Raw genomic sequence first — 17,410 nt, 5'->3', positions numbered from 1 at the left:
CCAGTTTGCGCGGGCAGCCTACTGGCATGGGAATTGCCATTTGCGTGCTGGTGTGTGGCGCAGTGGCGCACCAGGGAAATCCAAGACAATAGAGGAGATGGCAATGAGGACGTTACGAGTAGTGATGGCGGCAGCGGCTGCCGCGGCAAGCCTTGCCGCGCAGGCAGCGGTGACCGATGCCATGATCGAAAACGACGCGAAGACCCCCGGCGACGTGTTGTCGTGGGGCATTGGCCCGCAAGGCCAGCGCTATTCCACGCTGGCGCGCATCAACACGAAGAACGTGGGCCAGCTGGTGCCGGCGTGGTCGTTCTCGTTCGGCGGCGAGAAGCAGCGCGGGCAGGAATCGCAGCCGCTGATCCACGACGGCAAGATGTTCGTGACGGCCTCGTATTCACGCATCTACGCGCTCGACGTGAAGACCGGGCGCAAGCTCTGGAAGTATGAGCACCGCCTGCCGGAAGGCATCATGCCGTGCTGCGACGTGGTGAACCGCGGCGCGGCGCTGTACGACAACCTGGTGATCTTCGGCACGCTCGATGCGCAACTGGTGGCGCTGGACCAGAAGAGCGGCAAGGTGGTGTGGAAGGAGAAGCTGGAAGACTATGCGGCCGGCTATTCGTACACGGCGGCGCCGCTGATCGTGAAGGGCATGGTGCTGACCGGCATCTCGGGCGGCGAGTTCGGCGTGGTTGGCCGCGTCGAGGCGCGCGATGCCAAGACGGGGCAGCTGGTGTGGTCGCGGCCGGTGGTGGAAGGCCACATGGGCTACAAGTACGACAAGGACGGCAACAAGACCGAAAACGGCGTGACCGGGACCCAGAATGCCAGCTGGCCCGGCGAGACCTGGAAGACCGGCGGCGCCGCCACGTGGCTGGGCGGCACCTATGATCCGGCAACCGGCCTGGTCTACTTTGGCACCGGCAACCCCGGCCCGTGGAACAGCCATATCCGCAAGGGCGACAACCTCTACTCCGCCTCCACGGTGGCGCTCGATCCCGCTACCGGCAAGATCGTCTGGCACTACCAGAACACGCCGAACGACGGCTGGGACTTCGACGGCGTCAATGAGTTCGTGACGTTCGACCTGGACGGCAAGCGCGTGGGCGGCAAGGCCGACCGCAATGGCTTCTTCTACGTCAACGACGCAACCAGCGGCAAGCTGGTCAATGCCTTCCCCTTCGTCAAGAAGATCACCTGGGCCACCGGCATCGACCTGAAGACCGGCCGTCCCAACTACATCGCCGAAGGCCGCCCCGGCGACCCTGCCACCAACAGCGATGAGAAGAAGGGCAAGTCCGTGTTTGCCGCACCGGGCTTTCTTGGCGGCAAGAACCAGCAGCCGATGGCCTACAGCCCGCAGACGGGTCTGTTTTACGTGCCGGCCAATGAATGGGGCATGGATATCTGGAATGAGCCCGTCAGCTACAAGAAGGGCGCTGCCTTCCTGGGAGCGGGCTTCACCATCCATCCGCTGAACGAGGACTACATCGGCGCGCTGCGCGCCATCAACCCCAAGACCGGCAAGATTGTCTGGGAGGTCAAGAACAACGCCCCGCTGTGGGGCGGTGCGATGACCACGGCGGGCGGGCTGGTGTTCTGGGGCACGCCGGAAGGCTATCTGAAGGCCGCGGATGCCAAGACCGGCAAGGAGCTCTGGCAGTTCCAGACCGGCAGCGGCGTGGTGGCGCCTCCGGTCACGTGGGAGGAGAACGGGGAGCAATACGTTGCCGTGGTCTCCGGCTGGGGCGGGGCCGTGCCGCTGTGGGGCGGGGAGGTGGCCAAGCGCGTGAACTTCCTGGAGCAGGGCGGTTCGGTGTGGGTGTTCAAGCTGCACAAGAGCTGAGTGGGACAGCGGTGACGCTGCCCGGCGCACGCCTGCATCGCATCAGGGGTGCGCCGCGTGCGCCGGGCGCGGTGGCAACAGGATCAATTGGGACACAGGTATGAAGAAAGAATGGATGGCGTTGGCGGCGGCTGCTGCGCTGCTGCCGGGCGCGGCACTGGCCGGCACGGCTGCCGACATGCAGGCCCTGGCTGACAAGAGCGGCTGCTTTTCCTGTCATGGGATGCAGTCGAAGCTGGTGGGGCCGGGGTTTGCCGAGGTGGCTGGCAAGTACAAGGGCGACAGCCAGGCGGCTGAGCGGCTGGCTAAGAAGATCCGGGAAGGCGGTAAGGGGGTGTGGGGAAGGATTCCTATGCCGCCGCATGGCAACCTTGGTGAGGACGATGCCAGGAAATTGGCGGAATGGGTGCTAAGTGTTGGGTGAAGGAAGGGGGGCTTGGCGCCATGCGATTGGTTGTCGCGCTTGGGGGGTCTTTTGCTCGTTGGCTTGCTTGGGTATGTCGGTCGGGTTCCCTGTTGTCGTAGGTTTTACCGCCTGGTTCCGCCCTGCTGGGCGGGTCACTTTTTGTCCGAGCGACAAAAAGTAACCAAAAAACGCGTCGTCTCTGGCGGCTGGCCACCAATTCCACGGTGTGGGTGGTTCCAGCGGCGGTGATTTCCGGTCGATGGGGTTGGTGGTTCGACCCTGCTACGCACCCTGTCTGTGCCCACATCAACGGACTATTGGACGAACCCGACTTTAGGCGATTGGCAGCCTGCTAACCAAGTCGTCGGTGGGACGCCTTCGGCTGCGCTTCGCGCGCGTCCTAACGTGGCAGAACCAGCGGCCACGTCCTGATTTTTTCCTTTGGCCCGGCATCATCCGCGATAGCGCCGAGCGAGCGCAGCGACGCACTCCGTGCCCGAGCAACCGACCTAAGATACTGAGTGCGCGCAGCGCAGCCGTAGGCGTCCTACCGATAACCTCGTTAGCAGGCTGCCAACAGCCTAAAGTCGGGTTCGTCCAATAGTCCCTGGACGCAAGGCACATCCCGGGAGCGTAGCAGGCCTGAACTACCTACCCCATCGAACGGAAATCACCACCGCCCGAACCACCCACACCGAGGAATTGGTGGCCAGCCGCCAGAGGCGACGCGTTTTTTGGTTACTTTTTGTCGCTCGGACAAAAAGTGACCCGCCCAGCAGGGCGGAACCAGGCGGTCCAACCTACGACAACAATGAACCCGACCGACATAACCAAGCCAACAAGCACGCTCCCCCCCAAGCGCCACAACCAACCGCATCGACGAGGTTACCTTCACCCCCGCCCCCCACTCAACCGCAACGAATTCCCATCACTACGAAACACCATCGGATATTCCCGCGCCTGCGCCGCAGCCAGCCGCCCTTCCAGCACGATCTCATGGATCCGCCCATGCGCCGGAGAGCGCTCGCAGACCGGATCCGTCGCCGCAGCATCACCCGTGACCAGGAAAGCCTGGCAACGACAGCCGCCAAGATCTTCCTCACTATGCTCGCACGACCGGCACGGTTCCGGCATCCATTGCGTGCCGCGAAACCGGCGGAATGCATCGCTGTCCTGCCAGATGTCGCGCAGCGTCTGTGTGAGGACGTTCGGCAACACCAGATCCGGCAGCATGCGCGCAGCATGGCATGGCAGCGCGGTACCATCCGGCGCCACCCCCAGGAACGTCGTGCCCCAGCCGTTCATGCACTTCTTGGGCTGCGCCTCGAAGTAATCCGGCACCACGAACAGGATCTGGCATTGCTTGCCGATGCGCGCGCGGTATTGCCGGACCACGGCCTCGGCCTCGCGCAGTTGTTCCTGGCTTGGCATCAGCGCCAGCCGGTTTTCCCAGGCCCAGCCGTAGTACTGCGTATTGGCCAGCTCCAGGTATTCGGCGCCCAGCTGCAGGGCCAGTTCGATGATGGTGCCGACATGCGGAAGGTTGTGCCGGTGCAGCACGCAGTTCATCACCATCGGGTAGCCGTGCGCCTTGATCAGCCGGGCCACGCGCTGTTTCAGCTCGAACGTGCGGGTGCTGGACAGGAAGTCGTTGAGTTCGCGGGTGGAGTCCTGGAACGATAGTTGGATATGGTCGAGGCCGGCTTCGCGCAGCGCGGCGAGGCGCGCGTCGGTCAGGCCCACGCCGGAGGTGATGAGGTTGGTGTAGAAGCCGAGGCCATGCGCATGCCGGACCAGCGTCTCCAGGTCCTTGCGCAGCAGCGGCTCGCCGCCGGACAGGCCCAGCTGCACGGCGCCCAGTGCCCGCGCCTGGCTGAAGACGTCGCACCACTGCGCGGTGTCCAGTTCGGCGGTATGCCGCGCGTAGTCCACCGGGTTCGAGCAGAAGGCGCAGTGCAGCGGGCAGCGGTAGGTCAGTTCCGCCAGCAGCCACAGCGGCGGGCCCGGCGGTGCCGGCGCGCGCTCAGACGAGCCAGCCGCGTTCGATTGCATGTTTGACAAAGGCATGGACCTCCGGGGCAATGCCCTGCACGCCAAATGCCGCCTGCAGGTCGTCGATCAGCATGTCCAGCGTATGGCTGCCGTCGCACCGCTGCAGGATGGCGGCGGCGCTGTCATTGAGGGTGACCATGCCTTCCGGATAGAGCAGCACCCAGCTTTGCTGGGATTCCTCCCATTGCAGGCGGAAGGTCCGGTGCAGGGTCGGCGTGGCGAGGTCTTGCGTGCTGGTGGTCATGGGTTGCTTAGCAGGATGGCATCGAGCATCGACCAGAGCACGTCGAGCTTGAACTGCAGGATGTCGAGAGCGCGTTGCTGTTGTGCAGCGGTGCGGAAGTAGTCCAGCGTCACACGCAGGCCGTGGTCGACATCGCGCTGCGCAAGCGGAATGCGCGAGCGGAAGTAATCCAGGCCGCCGGCTTCGATCCACGGGTAATGCGTGGGCCAGCCAGCCAGGCGCTCCTTGTGGATCTGCGGCGCGAACATCTCAGTCAGCGAGGAGCACACCGCTTCCTGCCACGGCGCCCGCCGCGCGAAATTGACATAGGCGTCGACGGCGAAGCGCACCCCGGGCAGCACGTGCTGTTGATTCAGCAGCGCCTCGCGTTCCAGGCCGACTGCCTCGCCCAGGCGCAGCCATGCCTCGATGCCGCCGGGCTGGGTGTCGGTGCCGTCGTGGTCCAGGATGCGCACCACCCATTCGCGCCGCGTGTCGCGGTCGGGGCAGTTGGAAAGGATGGCGGCATCTTTCAGCGGGATGTTCGCCTGGTAGTAGAAGCGGTTGGCCACCCACGCGCGGATCTGGTCGGGCGAGCATTCGCCCGCCGCCATGCGCCGGTTGAAAGGATGGTGGATGTGGTAGCCGCTTTCCCGGGCGCGCAGGCGGGCCTCGAACTCCGCCGGGCTCCATGCGATGGTGGTTGTCATAGCGCGATTTCCATGCCGTCGTAGGCCAGTTCGATGCCGTGCCGCGCCAGCTCGGCACGTTCCGGCGAGTCTTCCGCCAGCACCGGATTGGTATTGTTGATGTGGATAAGGATCTTGCGGCTGACGGGCAGCCGGTCCAGCACCTCGATCATCCCGCCCGGTCCGGACAGGGCCAGGTGTCCCATGTCTGCTGCGGTGCTGGCGGAGAAGCCAAGCGCCTGCATTTCGTCGTCACGCCAGAAGGTGCCGTCGACCAGCACGATGTCAGCGCTGCGCAGTTGTGCGAAGACGTGGTCGTCGATGTCGCCCAGGCCGGGCGCGTAGAACGCGCTGCGGCCGCTGCGGCAGTCTTCGATGCGCAGGCCGATGTTGTCGCCGGGGCGCGGCGCATGGCGGTTGGGCGAGTAGGGCGGGGCCTTGCTCTGCAGCGGTATCGCGGTCAGCGTCACGCCGTCCAGCGGCGGGACCCGGAACCCCGTGCCGTCGCAGGGCAGGGTATGTGTCCGCAGCCCGCAGTAGTGCGACAAGATGCGGGTCAGTGGGAAGGCCGCGCCCAGGTCGTCGAGCACGCTGGCGGTGGCATAGACCGGCAGCGCCTGGCGGTGTTCGCGCAGCATCAGCAGGCCGGTGACGTGGTCGATCTGCGCATCCATCAGCACCACCGCGGCAATGGCGGTGTCGCGCTGCGCGCGGGCGGGCTGCAGGGCGGGCGTCTGGCGCAGCTGCTGCAGGATGTCGGGTGAAGCATTGACCAGGATTGCGTCCGGTCCGTCGCCGGTCAGTGCGATGGACGATTGCGTACGCGGCGTGGCACGCACGGTGCCGCGGCGCACGCCGTCGCAGTTGTGGCAATTGCAGTTCCACTGCGGGAAGCCGCCGCCGGCGGCCGACCCCAGAACGCGGATGGTTGTCATGGCGCGAGCGCTTGATGGTGGATGATGGCTTGACTGCGGGCTTCACGACACAGGCGCCGGCACCGGCGCCTGCGTGCACGCACTGCGGCCCGCTCAGCGGTTGGCGATGTACATCGTGATTTCAAAGCCAAGCCGAAGCTCGGTGTAGGCGGGCGTGGTCCAGGTCATGTCTCTCTCCTTGGGTGGCATGGTTAGTGAATATCGTCCAGGCACGGCAGCGTGGCTGCCGCAACGTTCTCAAAGGCAACATCCATGCCCGACGTTTCCACGACCAGCGCTGGCTTTTACCTGCGCACCCCGGATGCACAGCGCCTGCATGTGCGGCTGAGCGGCCCGCCGGATGCGGAGCCCTGGCTCGTCCTGCATGGCGGGCCCGGCAGCGGCTGCTCGGCTTCGATGGCGGCATGGTTCGACCCGCAACGGCACCGCGTGGTGATGCCGGACCAGCGCGGCGCCGGACGGTCCAGGCCGGCCGGCAGCCTGCGCCGCAATAACGTCGGCGCGTTGCTGGCGGACCTCGAGCAACTGCGCGCGGCCCTGGGCATCCAACGCTGGGGCGTGGTGGGCGGATCATGGGGCGCGGCGCTGGCGCTGGCGTACGCGGCGCGATGTCCGGACGCCGTCGCGGCGCTGGTCTTGCGAGGCGCCTTCCTGACCGGGCGCGATGACGTGTTCGCGCTGTTCTCGCCGCGCCACAAGAATGGCCATATGCTGCGCCGCGTCAAGCCACGGGGAGAACGGGTGCCCGATGCGCGTGCCGGCCTGCTCACGGTGTCACGCGTGTTCCAAAGTGGAACAGCTGCTCAAAAACGGAACACTGCCGCAGCCTGGCGACAGCGCGAACTGGCCATGCTCGGCCTGGCTGCATCATCGCGGTCACGCTGCCAGTCACGTCGTGAGTGCCTGGCCACGGTGAACAAGTACCACATCCAGGCGCACTACCTGCGCAACCGCGCCGGGCTGGGCAAGCCGGCCTTGCTGCGGGCGGCGCGCGAGATCGCCACGCAGGGTCTGCCGGTGACGCTGCTGCATGGCCGCGCCGATGCAGTCTGCCGTCCCGCCAATGCGCGGCGCCTGCAGCACGTCATGCCGGGCGCGAGGCTGGTCTGGGTGGACGGCGGACACCTGGCGGCCGGCGCCATGCGCGACGCGCTGGCGCAGGCCATTCGCGCCGCGGGCTGGCAGCGGTGATGTCCATCTCGCGGCGCGGCTTTCTGGGCGCCACGCTGGCCACGGCCATGGACGCCTGGCAGCCGGCGGCCGCTGCCGGCGCACGGGTGACGCTGGATCCGCTGCAGCCAGGCGTCTACGTGGCCCGCGCCCACAATGCCGAGGTCACGCACGCCAACGCCGGCGAAGTGGTGCCGACCCTGGTCCATGTGACCGGCGCGGGCGTGCTGGTGGTGGATCCCGGGCCGCAGGCGGCGTGGGGCGGGGCGCTGCTCGGCGCTATCCGGGGGCTGACGCCGCAGCCGGTGCGCTGGGTGGTCAACACGCACGCCCATCCGGAGAACGTGCTGGCCAACGCCGCCTTGGCGCGGTTGCGGCCCCGGCCGGTGTTCCTGGCCTCTCCAGCCACGGCCGCGTTGATGCGGCAACGGTGCGCCGACTGCCTGGCCCGCCTGCAGGCGCAGCTTGGGCACGCTGCCATGCGCGGCACCACCATCGTCTTGCCGGAGCCGGCGCTGCAGGCCGGAGGTTGGCTGCATACCGGGGCGACCGCGTGGCAGGTGCAGGTCCACGACAATGCGCACAGCGCGTCGGATACCGTGCTCTATGCGCCGCGGCTGCGGCTGCTTTGTGCGGGCGGCCTGGCCTACCGGGAGCGCGTGCCCGAGATGCAGGAGGCTTTGCTGCAGGGATGGCGTCATGCGCTGCGGCAGCTGGCGGCGCTGCCGGCAGACACCGTGATCGCGACCGCGCCAGGCACGCCGGCCCAGACGCTGGTGCCGACGCTGGCGTATCTCGATGCGCTGGCCAGCGGGATCGGCGCCGCGCTGGCTGCGGGCCGTGACGCTTCGCAAGCCATGGACGCCGTGGCGGCGGCGCCGTTCCGGCACTGGCGCCAGTTTCATGCACGCCACCCGCTGAACGTGCAGCGCGCATGGCGCCAGCTGGAAGACCTGTGGATGCAGGGCGAGCCGCTGGCCTGAGCGGTCCTGCCCGGTGCGGGGCCGGGCTCAGCCGGCCTGATGCGGCAGCCCGCGCGTCTCCTCCATCTTCCGGTAGACCGTATTGCGCGAAATCCCCAGCGCCTTGGCCGCGGCCGAGATATTGCCATTGTGGGCCTTGACGGTGGCGACGATCGCCATCGCCTCGACATCCGCCAGCCGCGTGGGCTGCGCGCCCGGCGGCAAATGACCGGCGGGCGCGGCCGCATGGGCCAGCGGCTCGCGCAGGTCGTCGAGGAAGTCGTCGGGCAGGTGGTCCTCGGTGATCTCGGCTTCGCCTTCGGCCATCAGGCGTGCGGTGCGCAGCAGGTTGCCCATCTGGCGGATGTTGCCCGGCCAGTGGTAGCGGCGGAACAGCGCCATCACCGAGTCCTTGATGCGCGGCGGCTCATCCGCGGTACCGCTCCCCTGGTCCTGGCGCAGCAGCTTGCCGGCCACCACGTCGAGATCGCTGCGTTCGCGCAGGGCCGGCAGGCGTACCACCAGCCCGTTGAGGCGGTAGTACAGGTCTTCGCGGAACTGGCCGTTGGCGACCAGCTCGCGCAGGTTGCGGTTGGTGGCGCACACCACCGAGACGTCGATATGGATGACCTTGCTGCTGCCCAGCGGCGAGACCGCGCGCTCCTGCAGGGCGCGCAGCAGGCGGCCCTGCAGGTGCAGCGGCATGTCGCCGATTTCATCGAGGAACAGCGTGCCGCCGTTGGCCAGCAGCATCTTGCCGATGCCGCCCTTCTTGCGGGCGCCGGTAAAGGCGCCTTCCTCATAGCCAAACAGTTCGGACTCGATCAGGTTTTCCGGGATCGAGGCACAGTTCACCGCGATGAAGGGGCCTGCGTGGCGCGCGCTGTCGGCGTGGATCGCGCGTGCCATCAGCTCCTTGCCGGTGCCGGTCTCGCCCAGCACCATTACCGGAATGTCCTTGCCGATGACCTTGCGCAGCTTGCCGATGACCGCCCGGATCTGTGCGTCCCCGGTGTCCAGGTCGTCCAGCCCGGGTGAGCGGGCCGGGCCGGCAGCCAGGCTGCGCGGCGCCGCGGCGGCGCCGTGCGCGCTACCCTGGCTGGCCTCGGTGCCGCTGCCGGGGAGCGCCGCGGCGGGGGACTTCCATTCGACGCGCGCGCTGACCTTGACGCCGCTGGGCAACTGCAGCTGGACGATGCCCGCATGCGCCCCGCGCACCGCGTCAAACAACTGCGACATCGACAGCCCGAACAGCGAGGAGAAGGTGTGCGCCTGCAGCGCGCCGTTGGACAGGCCTAGCTGGAACTGCCCGCTGCGGTTGGCCGACAGGAAGCGCCCGCCGGGCGTGAACGAGACGATGCCCTCCACCAGCGTGCCCAGGAACTCCGCGCGCGAATGGAAGCGGATGCACACCATGTCGCGGAAGGCATTGCCGAACAGCTGGTTCTCGATCATCTGTGCCGACATCCGCACCAGCGCCATGGTGTGCTTGTGGAAGCCGCGCTGGTCGCCGGTCACGTCCAGGGCCCCGACGGTCTTGCCGTAAGGGTCGAGGATGGTCATGCACGAGCAGGTCAGGAACTGGTTGGCCTCGAGATAGTGGTCGGCGCCGTGTACCAGCGTGGCCCGGTTCTCGGCCAGCGCCGTGCCGATGGCGTTGGTGCCGCGGCGCGCTTCCGACCATTCCGCGCCAGGGCGCAGCGCGACCTTGTCGGCGCGGGCCAGGAAGTCGTCGTCGCCCATGGAGTGCAGGATCAGGCCGTCCGCGTCGGTCAGGATGACCATGCTCTGGGTGTTGACGATCTGGTCGTAGAGCGTCTCCATCACCGGCAGGGCATAGGCGAACAGCGACTGGCTGCGCTCGATGCGGGTCTTCAGCTCGCTCTGCAGCACCGGGCAGAAGTCGGGCGATTCATAGGGGCGCAGGCCGTAGGACTCGGAACGCTGGTGGGCCTGGGCAATCAGTTCGGTGCGCTCGGGCAGTCCCGCGTCACCCGGGGCGTGCGCGGTGGCGCGGGCCGGTTCCGGCTGGAAGGTCATTTGTCTGTCTCCTGTGGAAAGTCCGCCCGCGATCTTTGCGCGGGTCACTGTCTGGGCGCCTTCGCCGGGCGCGGGGCCGATAGTGTTGCGTCATGAAGCAAGACACTTGCCAGGGTGTGGCATTCCGGGACACCGGTACCGCGATGCTGCGTTGCACAGGCGGCCCAGGCCCGGTAAATCCGGTGTTCACGCCGTCCCACCGCCTTGGTATGGGTCTTGCGGAAATGGGGCAAACAAAGCAAGACCCATCCACTGTAGGAGACATCCATGAAAACGCAGCGCCGCCTGCTCGCCTTGCTCTCGCTTTGCGCGTCCCTGACCGCCTTCCCGGCCGGCTCCGTGCTGGCCCACGGCGATGTCACGCCCCAAGCCGTCGATACCAAGGCATTACCACAACTTGGCGATGAATGGCGCCCGGACAATCCCTACCGCACGGGCGATGCGCACAATGAAGCGCTCCGCATCGGCTCGTCGGCCTACAACCAGAACTGCGCACGCTGCCACGGACTGGAGGCAGTGTCCGGCGGCATTGCCCCCGACCTGCGCAAGCTTGACGACGATTGCGTCGCCCTGGCGGATGCAAAGAAGAAGCAGGCGTGCATGGGCGAGATCTCGCAGTACTTCACTACCACCGTGCGCAAGGGCCGCACGCGCGATGGCCGCGTGTACATGCCACCGTTTGACGGCGTGCTGAGCCAGGAGGCGGTGTGGGCGATCAAGACCTACCTCGAATCGCGCCACGAATGAGGCAGCGCGTCGCGGCATCACCATCCGATGGTCCAGTCCCGGCCCGCCATGGCCGGGCCCATTCCTTTTCCAGGAGAGATTCCATGCCTGCCTGCCCTGTCCGCGGCCCGAGGCTTTCCGTGTTTCCCCTGCCGGCGGCGCCGGCTCATGCCTTGCGCTGGCTGTGCGGGGCCCTGCTGGCGGGCGCCGCGCTGCTCGGCATGCAGCCGGCGCAGGCCGGCCTGGCCGAAATCCGCCAGGCTGGTACCTTGAAAGTGGCGCTGTACAAAGGCCTGGCGCCGTTTTCATCGACCACGGGGAGCCAGTACGCCGGCATCGACGTGGCCCTGGCGAAGGCGCTGGGCAAGGAACTGGGCTTGTCGGTGGCGCTGATGCCGTTCGATGCCGACGAAAACATGTCGGACGACTTGCGGGCCATGGTCTGGCGTGGCCATTACCTTGGCTACGGGCCGGCCGACGTGATGCTGCATGTGCCGGTTGACCGGGCCTTCATGCGCGAGAACGACAAGGCGCTGATCTTCGCGCCTTACTACCGCGAGACCTTCGTGCTGGTGCAGGACCGCGAGCGCGCGCCGGCCGTGCGCGGCCTGGAAGACCTCGCCGGCCAGCCGACCGGCGCGGCCGCGGGCTCGGCCGGCGCCAATGCACTGTTGTCCGGCGCGGGCGGTGCCCTGCGCGACAAGGTGAAGATCTACCCTGAGGCCGACGCGGCGCTGCAAGCGCTGTTCTCGGGCGAGATCGCCGCCGCGATGGTGACGCGCGCCCAGTACGAGAACGCGCTCAAGGCCGGCGCCCAATCCGCCGGCCGCTATGCCGCCACGGACATCAGCGCGCCGCTGCTGCCGGCGCGTGGATGGGCCGTCGGCATGGCGGTCAAGGCCGGCGAACGCGAACTGGCCGACGCGCTGGAGAAGGCTTTGAATGCGATCCGCGGCAATGGCGAACTGGCGCGCATCTTTGCCGGGTACGGGGTATCGATGCAGGCGCCATGACGACGCCGGTCCGTGCCCTTGCGGGCTCACCAGGGCGGGGCGCGGCGGTGGTCAGCCGCCGCCCAGCGCGACAGCGAACAGCGCCGCAATCAGCGGCCGCTCCTTGCGCACCTCCAGGCAGCACAGCGAATAATCGATCGACAACAGCGGCTCGTCGACCGGCACCACCTGCAGGCCCGGCAGCGGAATGCATTCGATCTGCGTGACGAAGCTGATGCCCATGCCGTTGGCCACCGCATGCAGGATGGCCTCGCGGCTGTTGATCTCCATCACGCAGTTCAGCGCGACGCCGTGCTGCGCACAGGCGTGTTCCACGCGGTGGCGCGTCTTCGAGCCGGGCTCGCGCAGGATCACGGCGTCGCCGGCGACCTCCTGCATCGTGACCGACGCCCGGCTGGCCAGCGGATGGCCGGCCGGCATCACGGCAACGATGCGCTCCTTGCGGTAGGGCGTGATGTGCAGGCCCTCGACCGGATCGGGCTCGGCCAGGATGCCGACGTCGATATCGAAATCCTGCAGCCCGCGCAGCACCGAGACTTCCGATCCGATGGTGACCGTCAGCTCCAGCGAGGCATGCGCGGAGCGGAAGCTGCGCGCCAGCCCCAGCGCGATCGGCGGTGACACCGCGCCCACGCGCACCAGCCCGGTCTTGAGCTTGTGCGCGCTCTGCAGGAACTGCATGGCCTCTTCTTCCTGCCCGAACAGTCCCTGGGTAATGGCATAGAGCCGCTCGCCGGTGTCGGTCAGGCGTACGGTGCGGCCCGCGCGCAGGAACAGCTCCACACCGAAGCGCGTTTCCAGCGCCTTGACCTGGTCGGTCACGGTCGGCTGCCCGATATGCAGGTATTGCGCCGCGGCGGTGAAGCCGCCCGTCCGGGCGACCGCATGGAAGCAGCGGATCGACTTGTAGTACTGGTGGAACATGGGGTCTCGATGGGGGCTGGCCGCCGTTCCGCGCGGGCTTGTGCGGCGTGTGCGGCGAGTCTCCCACAGACGCGTGCCGATGCGTACAGGGTTTCCCCGAGGCCGGCAGCGACCCGGCGATCTATCGGTTTTGGCGCACTCCGCTGTCAAAGATGCGATTGGACCGGGGGTTTGGTGTCTCCCACACTTCAGGCAACAAGGAACGCGGCCCACGCCGCCGCCCAGGCTACCCCAGAAAGAAGTGAGGAGACCCCCCATGACCCATGCTTACCACAACCCCGTGTCGATTCATTGCGGGGCTGGCAGCCTTGACCAGCTCCCGGCCTTGCTGCACGGCCGGCGCGTCGTCGTCGTGACCTTCCCCGAAGCGCGCGCGCTGGGACTGGTGGCGCGGCTTGAAGCCCTGCTGGGCGCAGACCTGGTCGGGCTGATTGAAGACGTGCAGCCGAACCCCGATGTCGCCCAGTTGTCCGGCCTCTATAACCGCTTCTGGGAACACGCCGACGCCTGCGACGCCATCGTTGCGGTCGGCGGCGGCAGCGCCATCGATACCGCCAAGGCGCTGATGGTCGGGACCCGGACGGGGCGCTTCGATTCGCTGATCAGCCTGCTGGCGACGGGCAAGGCATTCACGCCCGCGCAGGTCAAGCCGCTGATTGCGGTGCCGACCACGGCGGGCACGGGCAGCGAAGTCACGCCCTGGGCCACCATCTGGGATGCCGCGAACCAGAAGAAGTATTCGCTCCATCTGCAGGCAACCTGGCCCGAAGCGGCCATCGTGGATGCGGAACTGATGATGTCAGTGCCGCGCGGCACCACGATCTCGACCGGGCTTGACGCCCTGTCTCACGCGCTGGAATCGATCTGGAACGTCAACGCCAACCCGATTTCCGACACCTTCGCCATTTCGGCGGTGGAGGACATTTTCGACACCTTGCCGGAACTGGTGCGCAACCTGGACGACATCGCCTTGCGTGAGCGCATGGCGCTGGCTGCCCTCAAGGCCGGGTTGGCGTTCTCCAATACCAAGACGGCACTTGCGCACTCCATCTCCTACGAAATGACGCTGCGCCATGGCCTTGCGCACGGCATCGCGTGCTCGTTCACGCTGCCGATGGTGCTTGAGAAGGCCTGGGCACGCCGGCCCGACCGCGACCGCACGCTGCAACGGCTGTTCGGGCCGGTGCTGGACCACGGGCAGCAGCGGCTGCGCGCCTTCCTGCAGGGCCTGGGCGTGAAGACCGAGTTTGCCGACTACGGCGTCACCGACGACGAGGCCGGCGCCATGATCGCGCGTGCGCTGGACGGCGCGCGGGGCAAGAACTTCATCGGCGCTGTTTCTGCCTAGCTGCACCATCCCGGCCGGCGGTACAGCCGGCCAACATGAGCCCGCAATACGGGCCGACAATACAAGAGGAGACAAAGATGGAAACTGCCGATCGCATCCAGGCAGGGGCGTTCGTCGCCCCGGCCGAGCAATCGTTCCGGCGGGCCCAGTGGCGCATGCTGCTGGCCGCGATGTTCTGCTACTTCTTCTTCTACACGGGGCGGCAGACCTTTGGTTTCGCCATTCCCGGCATCCAGCGGGAATTCGGGCTTTCCAAGGAGGTGCTGGGCTGGGCCTCCACCTGCCTGCTGTGGTGCTATGCGGTCGGGCAGGCCATCAACGGCAACCTGGGCGACAAGTTCGGCGGCCGCCGCGTGATGACCGCAGGCGCGATCCTGTCATGCGCAGCCAACTGGGTGGTCAGTTTTGCCGTGGGCTTCAAGACCCTGGCGATTCCATGGGGCATCAACGGCTACTTCCAGGCGCTCGGCTGGGCGCCTGGCAGCCGGCTGCTGTCGAACTGGTGGGGTGCCGGCGAACGCGGCAAGGTCTATGGCTTCTATGTGTTTGCGGCCGGCTGCGCCTCGGTGCTGTCGTTCATCACCTCGATCGTGGTCGTGAACATCCTGCACCTGGACTGGCGCTGGATCTTCCGCCTGCCGGTGCTGCTGATGCTGGTGGGGGGCATCACCTTCTTCCTGATCGTGCGAGAACGCCCGGAAGACCTTGGCTTCAGGTCGCCCGACACCGGCGTGGCCAAGGGCGAAGATGCGGGTCACACCGCGGCTGCCGCCACCGACGCGCAGGAAAGCTCATGGTCGCGCTACAAGGCGGTGCTCAGCAACCCGCGCCTGCTGATCGCGGGCCTGTCGATCGGCTTCCAGAATGCCGCCCGCTATGGCCTGATCGTCTGGGTCCCGGTGCACTTCCTGGGCAAGGACTGGACGCATGCCGACACGCTGATCGACCCGGCCTGGATCTCGGTGGCGCTGCCGGTGGGCATGGCGTTCGGCGCGCTGACCAACGGCTGGATCTCCGACCGCCTGTTCGGCTCCAGCCGCAGCAAGGCCATCATGCTGTACATGGTCCTGGGGGCGGTGGCGTCGATGGTCATGTACAAGCTGCCCACGGGCATGGGCGCCATCGTCGCGCTGTTCCTTGCCGGCTTCTTCGTCTACGGCCCGGCCTCGTCGTTCTGGGCGCTGTGCCCGGACCTGGTGGGCGCCAGGCGGGCCGGCACCGCCACCGGCATCCTGAACTTCTTCTCCTACCTGCTCGCCGGCCTGGGCGAGCCCCTGATCGGCCGCATGCTGGATCACTCGGGCAATACCTCGCTGGTGTTCCCGATCGTGGCAACCAGCTGCATCATCAGCGCCGTGATCGCGGCATTCATCCGCCGCTGAGCAAGCCGGGCCGGCAAGGCGCCGGCCCGGCTGCGACGGCTGCCCCTTCTTTCACACACTGCTCAAGACCCGCGAGGGCAAGACCATGACCGCATTGCAAGCCATCCCCGAGATCCGCCACGAAGCCCTGCGCATTGCCGGGGAAAAGATCTACCGCGAAGACGTGATCGAGGTGACCTATCCGTACACGGGCGAAGTCATCGCCACCGTGCCGAAGGCCACGCTCGACGACGTGCGCCGCGCCTATCGTATCGCGCGCGACTATCAGCCCACGCTGACGCGCTATGAACGCTACAAGATCCTGATGCGCGCCGGCGAGATCATCGCCTCGCGCCTGGATGAGATCTCGCGCACCATCACGCTGGAATCCGGGCTGTGCCGCAAGGATTCGCTATACGAGGTGGGCCGTGCGTCAGACGTGCTGCTGTTCGCCGCCAACCAGGCGCTGGTCGACGACGGCCAGGTGTTCTCGTGCGATCTGACCCACCACGGCAAGAGCCGCAAGGTCTATACGCTGCGCGAGCCGCTGCTGGGCGTGATCACCGCGATTACGCCGTTCAACCACCCGCTCAACCAGGTGATCCACAAGGTGGCGCCGTCAGTCGCCACCAACAACCGCATGGTGCTCAAGCCCAGCGAGAAGACGCCGCTGGCGGCCTGCCTGCTGGCCGATATCCTGTATGAGGCCGGGCTGCCGCCTCAGATGCTGTCGGTCATCACCGGCGATCCGCGCGAGATTGCCGACGAGATGCTGACGCATCCGGAAGTGGACCTGGTGACCTTTACCGGCGGCGTGGCGATCGGCAAGTACATCGCCGCCACCGCCACCTACAAGCGCCAGGTGCTGGAGCTGGGCGGCAACGATCCCATCATCGTGATGGAAGACGCGGATCTGGAAGAGGCGGCGACGCTGGCCGCCAGCGGCTCGTACAAGAACTCCGGGCAGCGCTGCACGGCGATCAAGCGCATGCTGGTGCATGAGTCGGTGGCGGACCGGTTTGTCGAGTTGCTGGTGGCGAAGACTGAAGCACTCAGCTATGGCGATCCGATGGATCCGAAGGTGGATATGGGGACGGTCATCGATGAAGCGGCCGCGATTCAGTTCGAGACGGTGGTCAATGAGGCGATTGCAGCGGGGGCTACGCTGCGCTACGGCAATATCCGGCGTGGTGCGCTGTATTCGCCGACGGTGCTCGACCATGTTGATCCCGGCATGACGGTGGCGAAGCATGAGACTTTTGGGCCTGTGTCGCCGGTGATTCGATTCAAGGATATTGAGGATGCGATCCGCATCTCGAATGGCACTGCTTATGGGCTGTCGTCGTCGGTCTGTACCAATCGGCTGGACTACATTACGCGCTTTGTGCGGGAGTTGAAGGTTGGTAGTGTCAATGTGCGGGAGGTGCCGGGGTATCGGCTGGAGCTGACGCCGTTTGGCGGGATCAAGGATTCTGGGTTGGGGTATAAGGAAGGGGTGTTGGAGGCGATGAAGAGTTTTACTAATACCAAGACGTATTCGTTGCCCTGGTAGGGGGGCGATGTCGTGCGGGTGGTTGTCGTGCTTGGGGGGCTTTTTTGCTCGTTGGGTTGCTTGGGTATGTCGGTCGGGTTCCCTGTTGTCGTAGGCTTTACCGCCTGGTTCCGCCCTGCTGGGCGGAACCAGGCCGTAAAACCTACGACAACATTAAACCCGT

16 protein-coding genes are annotated in these 17,410 nt (G+C 66.7%); 9 read left to right on the top strand and 7 right to left on the bottom strand.

Features of this window, described 5'->3' with window-relative positions; translation table 11 throughout:
* Nucleotides 1–103: 103 nt before the first annotated feature.
* The gene (locus ACZ5MJ_RS21730) at nt 104–1,846 is read left to right on the top strand and encodes a PQQ-dependent methanol/ethanol family dehydrogenase (RefSeq protein ID WP_464225714.1); all 1,743 of its coding nucleotides are present in this window, start codon (nt 104–106) and stop codon (nt 1,844–1,846) included.
* Nucleotides 1,847–1,946: 100 nt separating this feature from the next.
* On the top strand, nt 1,947–2,270 hold the full coding sequence (locus ACZ5MJ_RS21725; protein ID WP_464225713.1) for a c-type cytochrome: 324 nt from the start codon (nt 1,947–1,949) through the stop codon (nt 2,268–2,270).
* Nucleotides 2,271–3,143: 873 nt separating this feature from the next.
* On the opposite strand, the gene pqqE is transcribed toward ACZ5MJ_RS21725, so the two are convergent.
* From pqqE to pqqA, 5 genes are all read right to left on the bottom strand, one after another.
* Nucleotides 3,144–4,304 (bottom strand): pyrroloquinoline quinone biosynthesis protein PqqE, encoded by a 1,161-nt coding sequence (gene pqqE, locus ACZ5MJ_RS21720; RefSeq protein ID WP_464226568.1) that lies wholly within the window; start codon nt 4,302–4,304, stop codon nt 3,144–3,146.
* Nucleotides 4,276–4,548: a pyrroloquinoline quinone biosynthesis peptide chaperone PqqD gene (pqqD, locus tag ACZ5MJ_RS21715; protein WP_464225712.1), complete on the bottom strand. Its 273-nt coding sequence runs from the start codon at nt 4,546–4,548 to the stop codon at nt 4,276–4,278. The genes pqqE and pqqD overlap by 29 nt, the downstream gene beginning before the upstream one ends.
* Nucleotides 4,545–5,237, bottom strand: coding sequence for a pyrroloquinoline-quinone synthase PqqC (gene pqqC / locus ACZ5MJ_RS21710; RefSeq protein WP_464225711.1), 693 nt, complete (start codon nt 5,235–5,237; stop codon nt 4,545–4,547). Before pqqC ends, pqqD begins: the two co-directional genes overlap by 4 nt.
* Complete coding sequence (pqqB, locus tag ACZ5MJ_RS21705) at nt 5,234–6,151, bottom strand: pyrroloquinoline quinone biosynthesis protein PqqB (protein WP_464225710.1); 918 nt, start codon at nt 6,149–6,151, stop codon at nt 5,234–5,236. Before pqqB ends, pqqC begins: the two co-directional genes overlap by 4 nt.
* Nucleotides 6,152–6,244: 93 nt before the next feature.
* The gene (pqqA, locus tag ACZ5MJ_RS21700) at nt 6,245–6,319 is read right to left on the bottom strand and encodes a pyrroloquinoline quinone precursor peptide PqqA (RefSeq protein WP_012355514.1); all 75 of its coding nucleotides are present in this window, start codon (nt 6,317–6,319) and stop codon (nt 6,245–6,247) included.
* 84 nt (nt 6,320–6,403) lie between these two features.
* Here pqqA and ACZ5MJ_RS21695 point away from each other — a divergent pair, with 84 nt between their 5' ends.
* Nucleotides 6,404–7,342, top strand: a complete 939-nt coding sequence (locus ACZ5MJ_RS21695) for an alpha/beta fold hydrolase (RefSeq protein WP_464225709.1) — start codon at nt 6,404–6,406, stop codon at nt 7,340–7,342.
* The gene (locus ACZ5MJ_RS21690; RefSeq protein ID WP_464225707.1) at nt 7,342–8,304 is read left to right on the top strand and encodes an MBL fold metallo-hydrolase; all 963 of its coding nucleotides are present in this window, start codon (nt 7,342–7,344) and stop codon (nt 8,302–8,304) included. The genes ACZ5MJ_RS21695 and ACZ5MJ_RS21690 overlap by 1 nt, the downstream gene beginning before the upstream one ends.
* A gap of 27 nt (nt 8,305–8,331) precedes the next feature.
* On the opposite strand, the gene ACZ5MJ_RS21685 is transcribed toward ACZ5MJ_RS21690, so the two are convergent.
* Nucleotides 8,332–10,323, bottom strand: a complete 1,992-nt coding sequence (locus ACZ5MJ_RS21685) for a sigma-54-dependent Fis family transcriptional regulator (protein WP_464225706.1) — start codon at nt 10,321–10,323, stop codon at nt 8,332–8,334.
* Nucleotides 10,324–10,590: 267 nt separating this feature from the next.
* Between ACZ5MJ_RS21685 and pedF the strand changes: the two genes are divergently transcribed.
* Together pedF and ACZ5MJ_RS21675 are read left to right on the top strand one after the other, a co-directional pair.
* Nucleotides 10,591–11,070, top strand: coding sequence for a cytochrome c-550 PedF (gene pedF / locus ACZ5MJ_RS21680; RefSeq protein WP_464225705.1), 480 nt, complete (start codon nt 10,591–10,593; stop codon nt 11,068–11,070).
* 83 nt (nt 11,071–11,153) lie between these two features.
* Nucleotides 11,154–12,062 (top strand): substrate-binding periplasmic protein, encoded by a 909-nt coding sequence (locus ACZ5MJ_RS21675; protein WP_464225704.1) that lies wholly within the window; start codon nt 11,154–11,156, stop codon nt 12,060–12,062.
* A 51-nt stretch (nt 12,063–12,113) separates the two neighbouring features.
* On the opposite strand, the gene ACZ5MJ_RS21670 is transcribed toward ACZ5MJ_RS21675, so the two are convergent.
* Complete coding sequence (locus ACZ5MJ_RS21670) at nt 12,114–12,986, bottom strand: LysR substrate-binding domain-containing protein (RefSeq protein ID WP_464225702.1); 873 nt, start codon at nt 12,984–12,986, stop codon at nt 12,114–12,116.
* Between the two features lie 256 nt (nt 12,987–13,242).
* On the opposite strand from ACZ5MJ_RS21670, the gene psrA reads away from it, so the two are divergent.
* From psrA to phnY, 3 genes are all read left to right on the top strand, one after another.
* Nucleotides 13,243–14,334: an iron-containing alcohol dehydrogenase PsrA gene (gene psrA / locus ACZ5MJ_RS21665; RefSeq protein WP_464225701.1), complete on the top strand. Its 1,092-nt coding sequence runs from the start codon at nt 13,243–13,245 to the stop codon at nt 14,332–14,334.
* A gap of 77 nt (nt 14,335–14,411) precedes the next feature.
* A complete protein-coding gene (locus ACZ5MJ_RS21660; protein ID WP_464225700.1) occupies nt 14,412–15,716 on the top strand; it encodes an MFS transporter in 1,305 nt (434 codons plus the stop codon).
* 85 nt (nt 15,717–15,801) lie between these two features.
* Complete coding sequence (gene phnY / locus ACZ5MJ_RS21655; protein ID WP_464225699.1) at nt 15,802–17,247, top strand: phosphonoacetaldehyde dehydrogenase; 1,446 nt, start codon at nt 15,802–15,804, stop codon at nt 17,245–17,247.
* Nucleotides 17,248–17,410: the final 163 nt, after the last annotated feature.

The sequence above is a fragment of the Cupriavidus sp. LA-1 genome (assembly GCF_055385985.1).
This window is presented reverse-complemented; position numbering and strand designations above follow the sequence as displayed.

Bases quoted from the DNA above. Each gene is read 5' to 3' on its own strand.
- ACZ5MJ_RS21730 (WP_464225714.1), top strand. From the start codon at position 104: ATGAGGACGTTACGAGTAGTGATGGCGGCAGCGGCTGCCGCGGCAAGC.
- ACZ5MJ_RS21725 (WP_464225713.1), top strand. From the start codon at position 1,947: ATGAAGAAAGAATGGATGGCGTTGGCGGCGGCTGCTGCGCTGCTGCCG.
- pqqE (WP_464226568.1), bottom strand. From the start codon at position 4,304: ATGCAATCGAACGCGGCTGGCTCGTCTGAGCGCGCGCCGGCACCGCCG.
- pqqD (WP_464225712.1), bottom strand. From the start codon at position 4,548: ATGACCACCAGCACGCAAGACCTCGCCACGCCGACCCTGCACCGGACC.
- pqqC (WP_464225711.1), bottom strand. From the start codon at position 5,237: ATGACAACCACCATCGCATGGAGCCCGGCGGAGTTCGAGGCCCGCCTG.
- pqqB (WP_464225710.1), bottom strand. From the start codon at position 6,151: ATGACAACCATCCGCGTTCTGGGGTCGGCCGCCGGCGGCGGCTTCCCG.
- ACZ5MJ_RS21695 (WP_464225709.1), top strand. From the start codon at position 6,404: ATGCCCGACGTTTCCACGACCAGCGCTGGCTTTTACCTGCGCACCCCG.
- ACZ5MJ_RS21690 (WP_464225707.1), top strand. From the start codon at position 7,342: ATGTCCATCTCGCGGCGCGGCTTTCTGGGCGCCACGCTGGCCACGGCC.
- ACZ5MJ_RS21685 (WP_464225706.1), bottom strand. From the start codon at position 10,323: ATGACCTTCCAGCCGGAACCGGCCCGCGCCACCGCGCACGCCCCGGGT.
- pedF (WP_464225705.1), top strand. From the start codon at position 10,591: ATGAAAACGCAGCGCCGCCTGCTCGCCTTGCTCTCGCTTTGCGCGTCC.
- ACZ5MJ_RS21675 (WP_464225704.1), top strand. From the start codon at position 11,154: ATGCCTGCCTGCCCTGTCCGCGGCCCGAGGCTTTCCGTGTTTCCCCTG.
- ACZ5MJ_RS21670 (WP_464225702.1), bottom strand. From the start codon at position 12,986: ATGTTCCACCAGTACTACAAGTCGATCCGCTGCTTCCATGCGGTCGCC.
- psrA (WP_464225701.1), top strand. From the start codon at position 13,243: ATGACCCATGCTTACCACAACCCCGTGTCGATTCATTGCGGGGCTGGC.
- ACZ5MJ_RS21660 (WP_464225700.1), top strand. From the start codon at position 14,412: ATGGAAACTGCCGATCGCATCCAGGCAGGGGCGTTCGTCGCCCCGGCC.
- phnY (WP_464225699.1), top strand. From the start codon at position 15,802: ATGACCGCATTGCAAGCCATCCCCGAGATCCGCCACGAAGCCCTGCGC.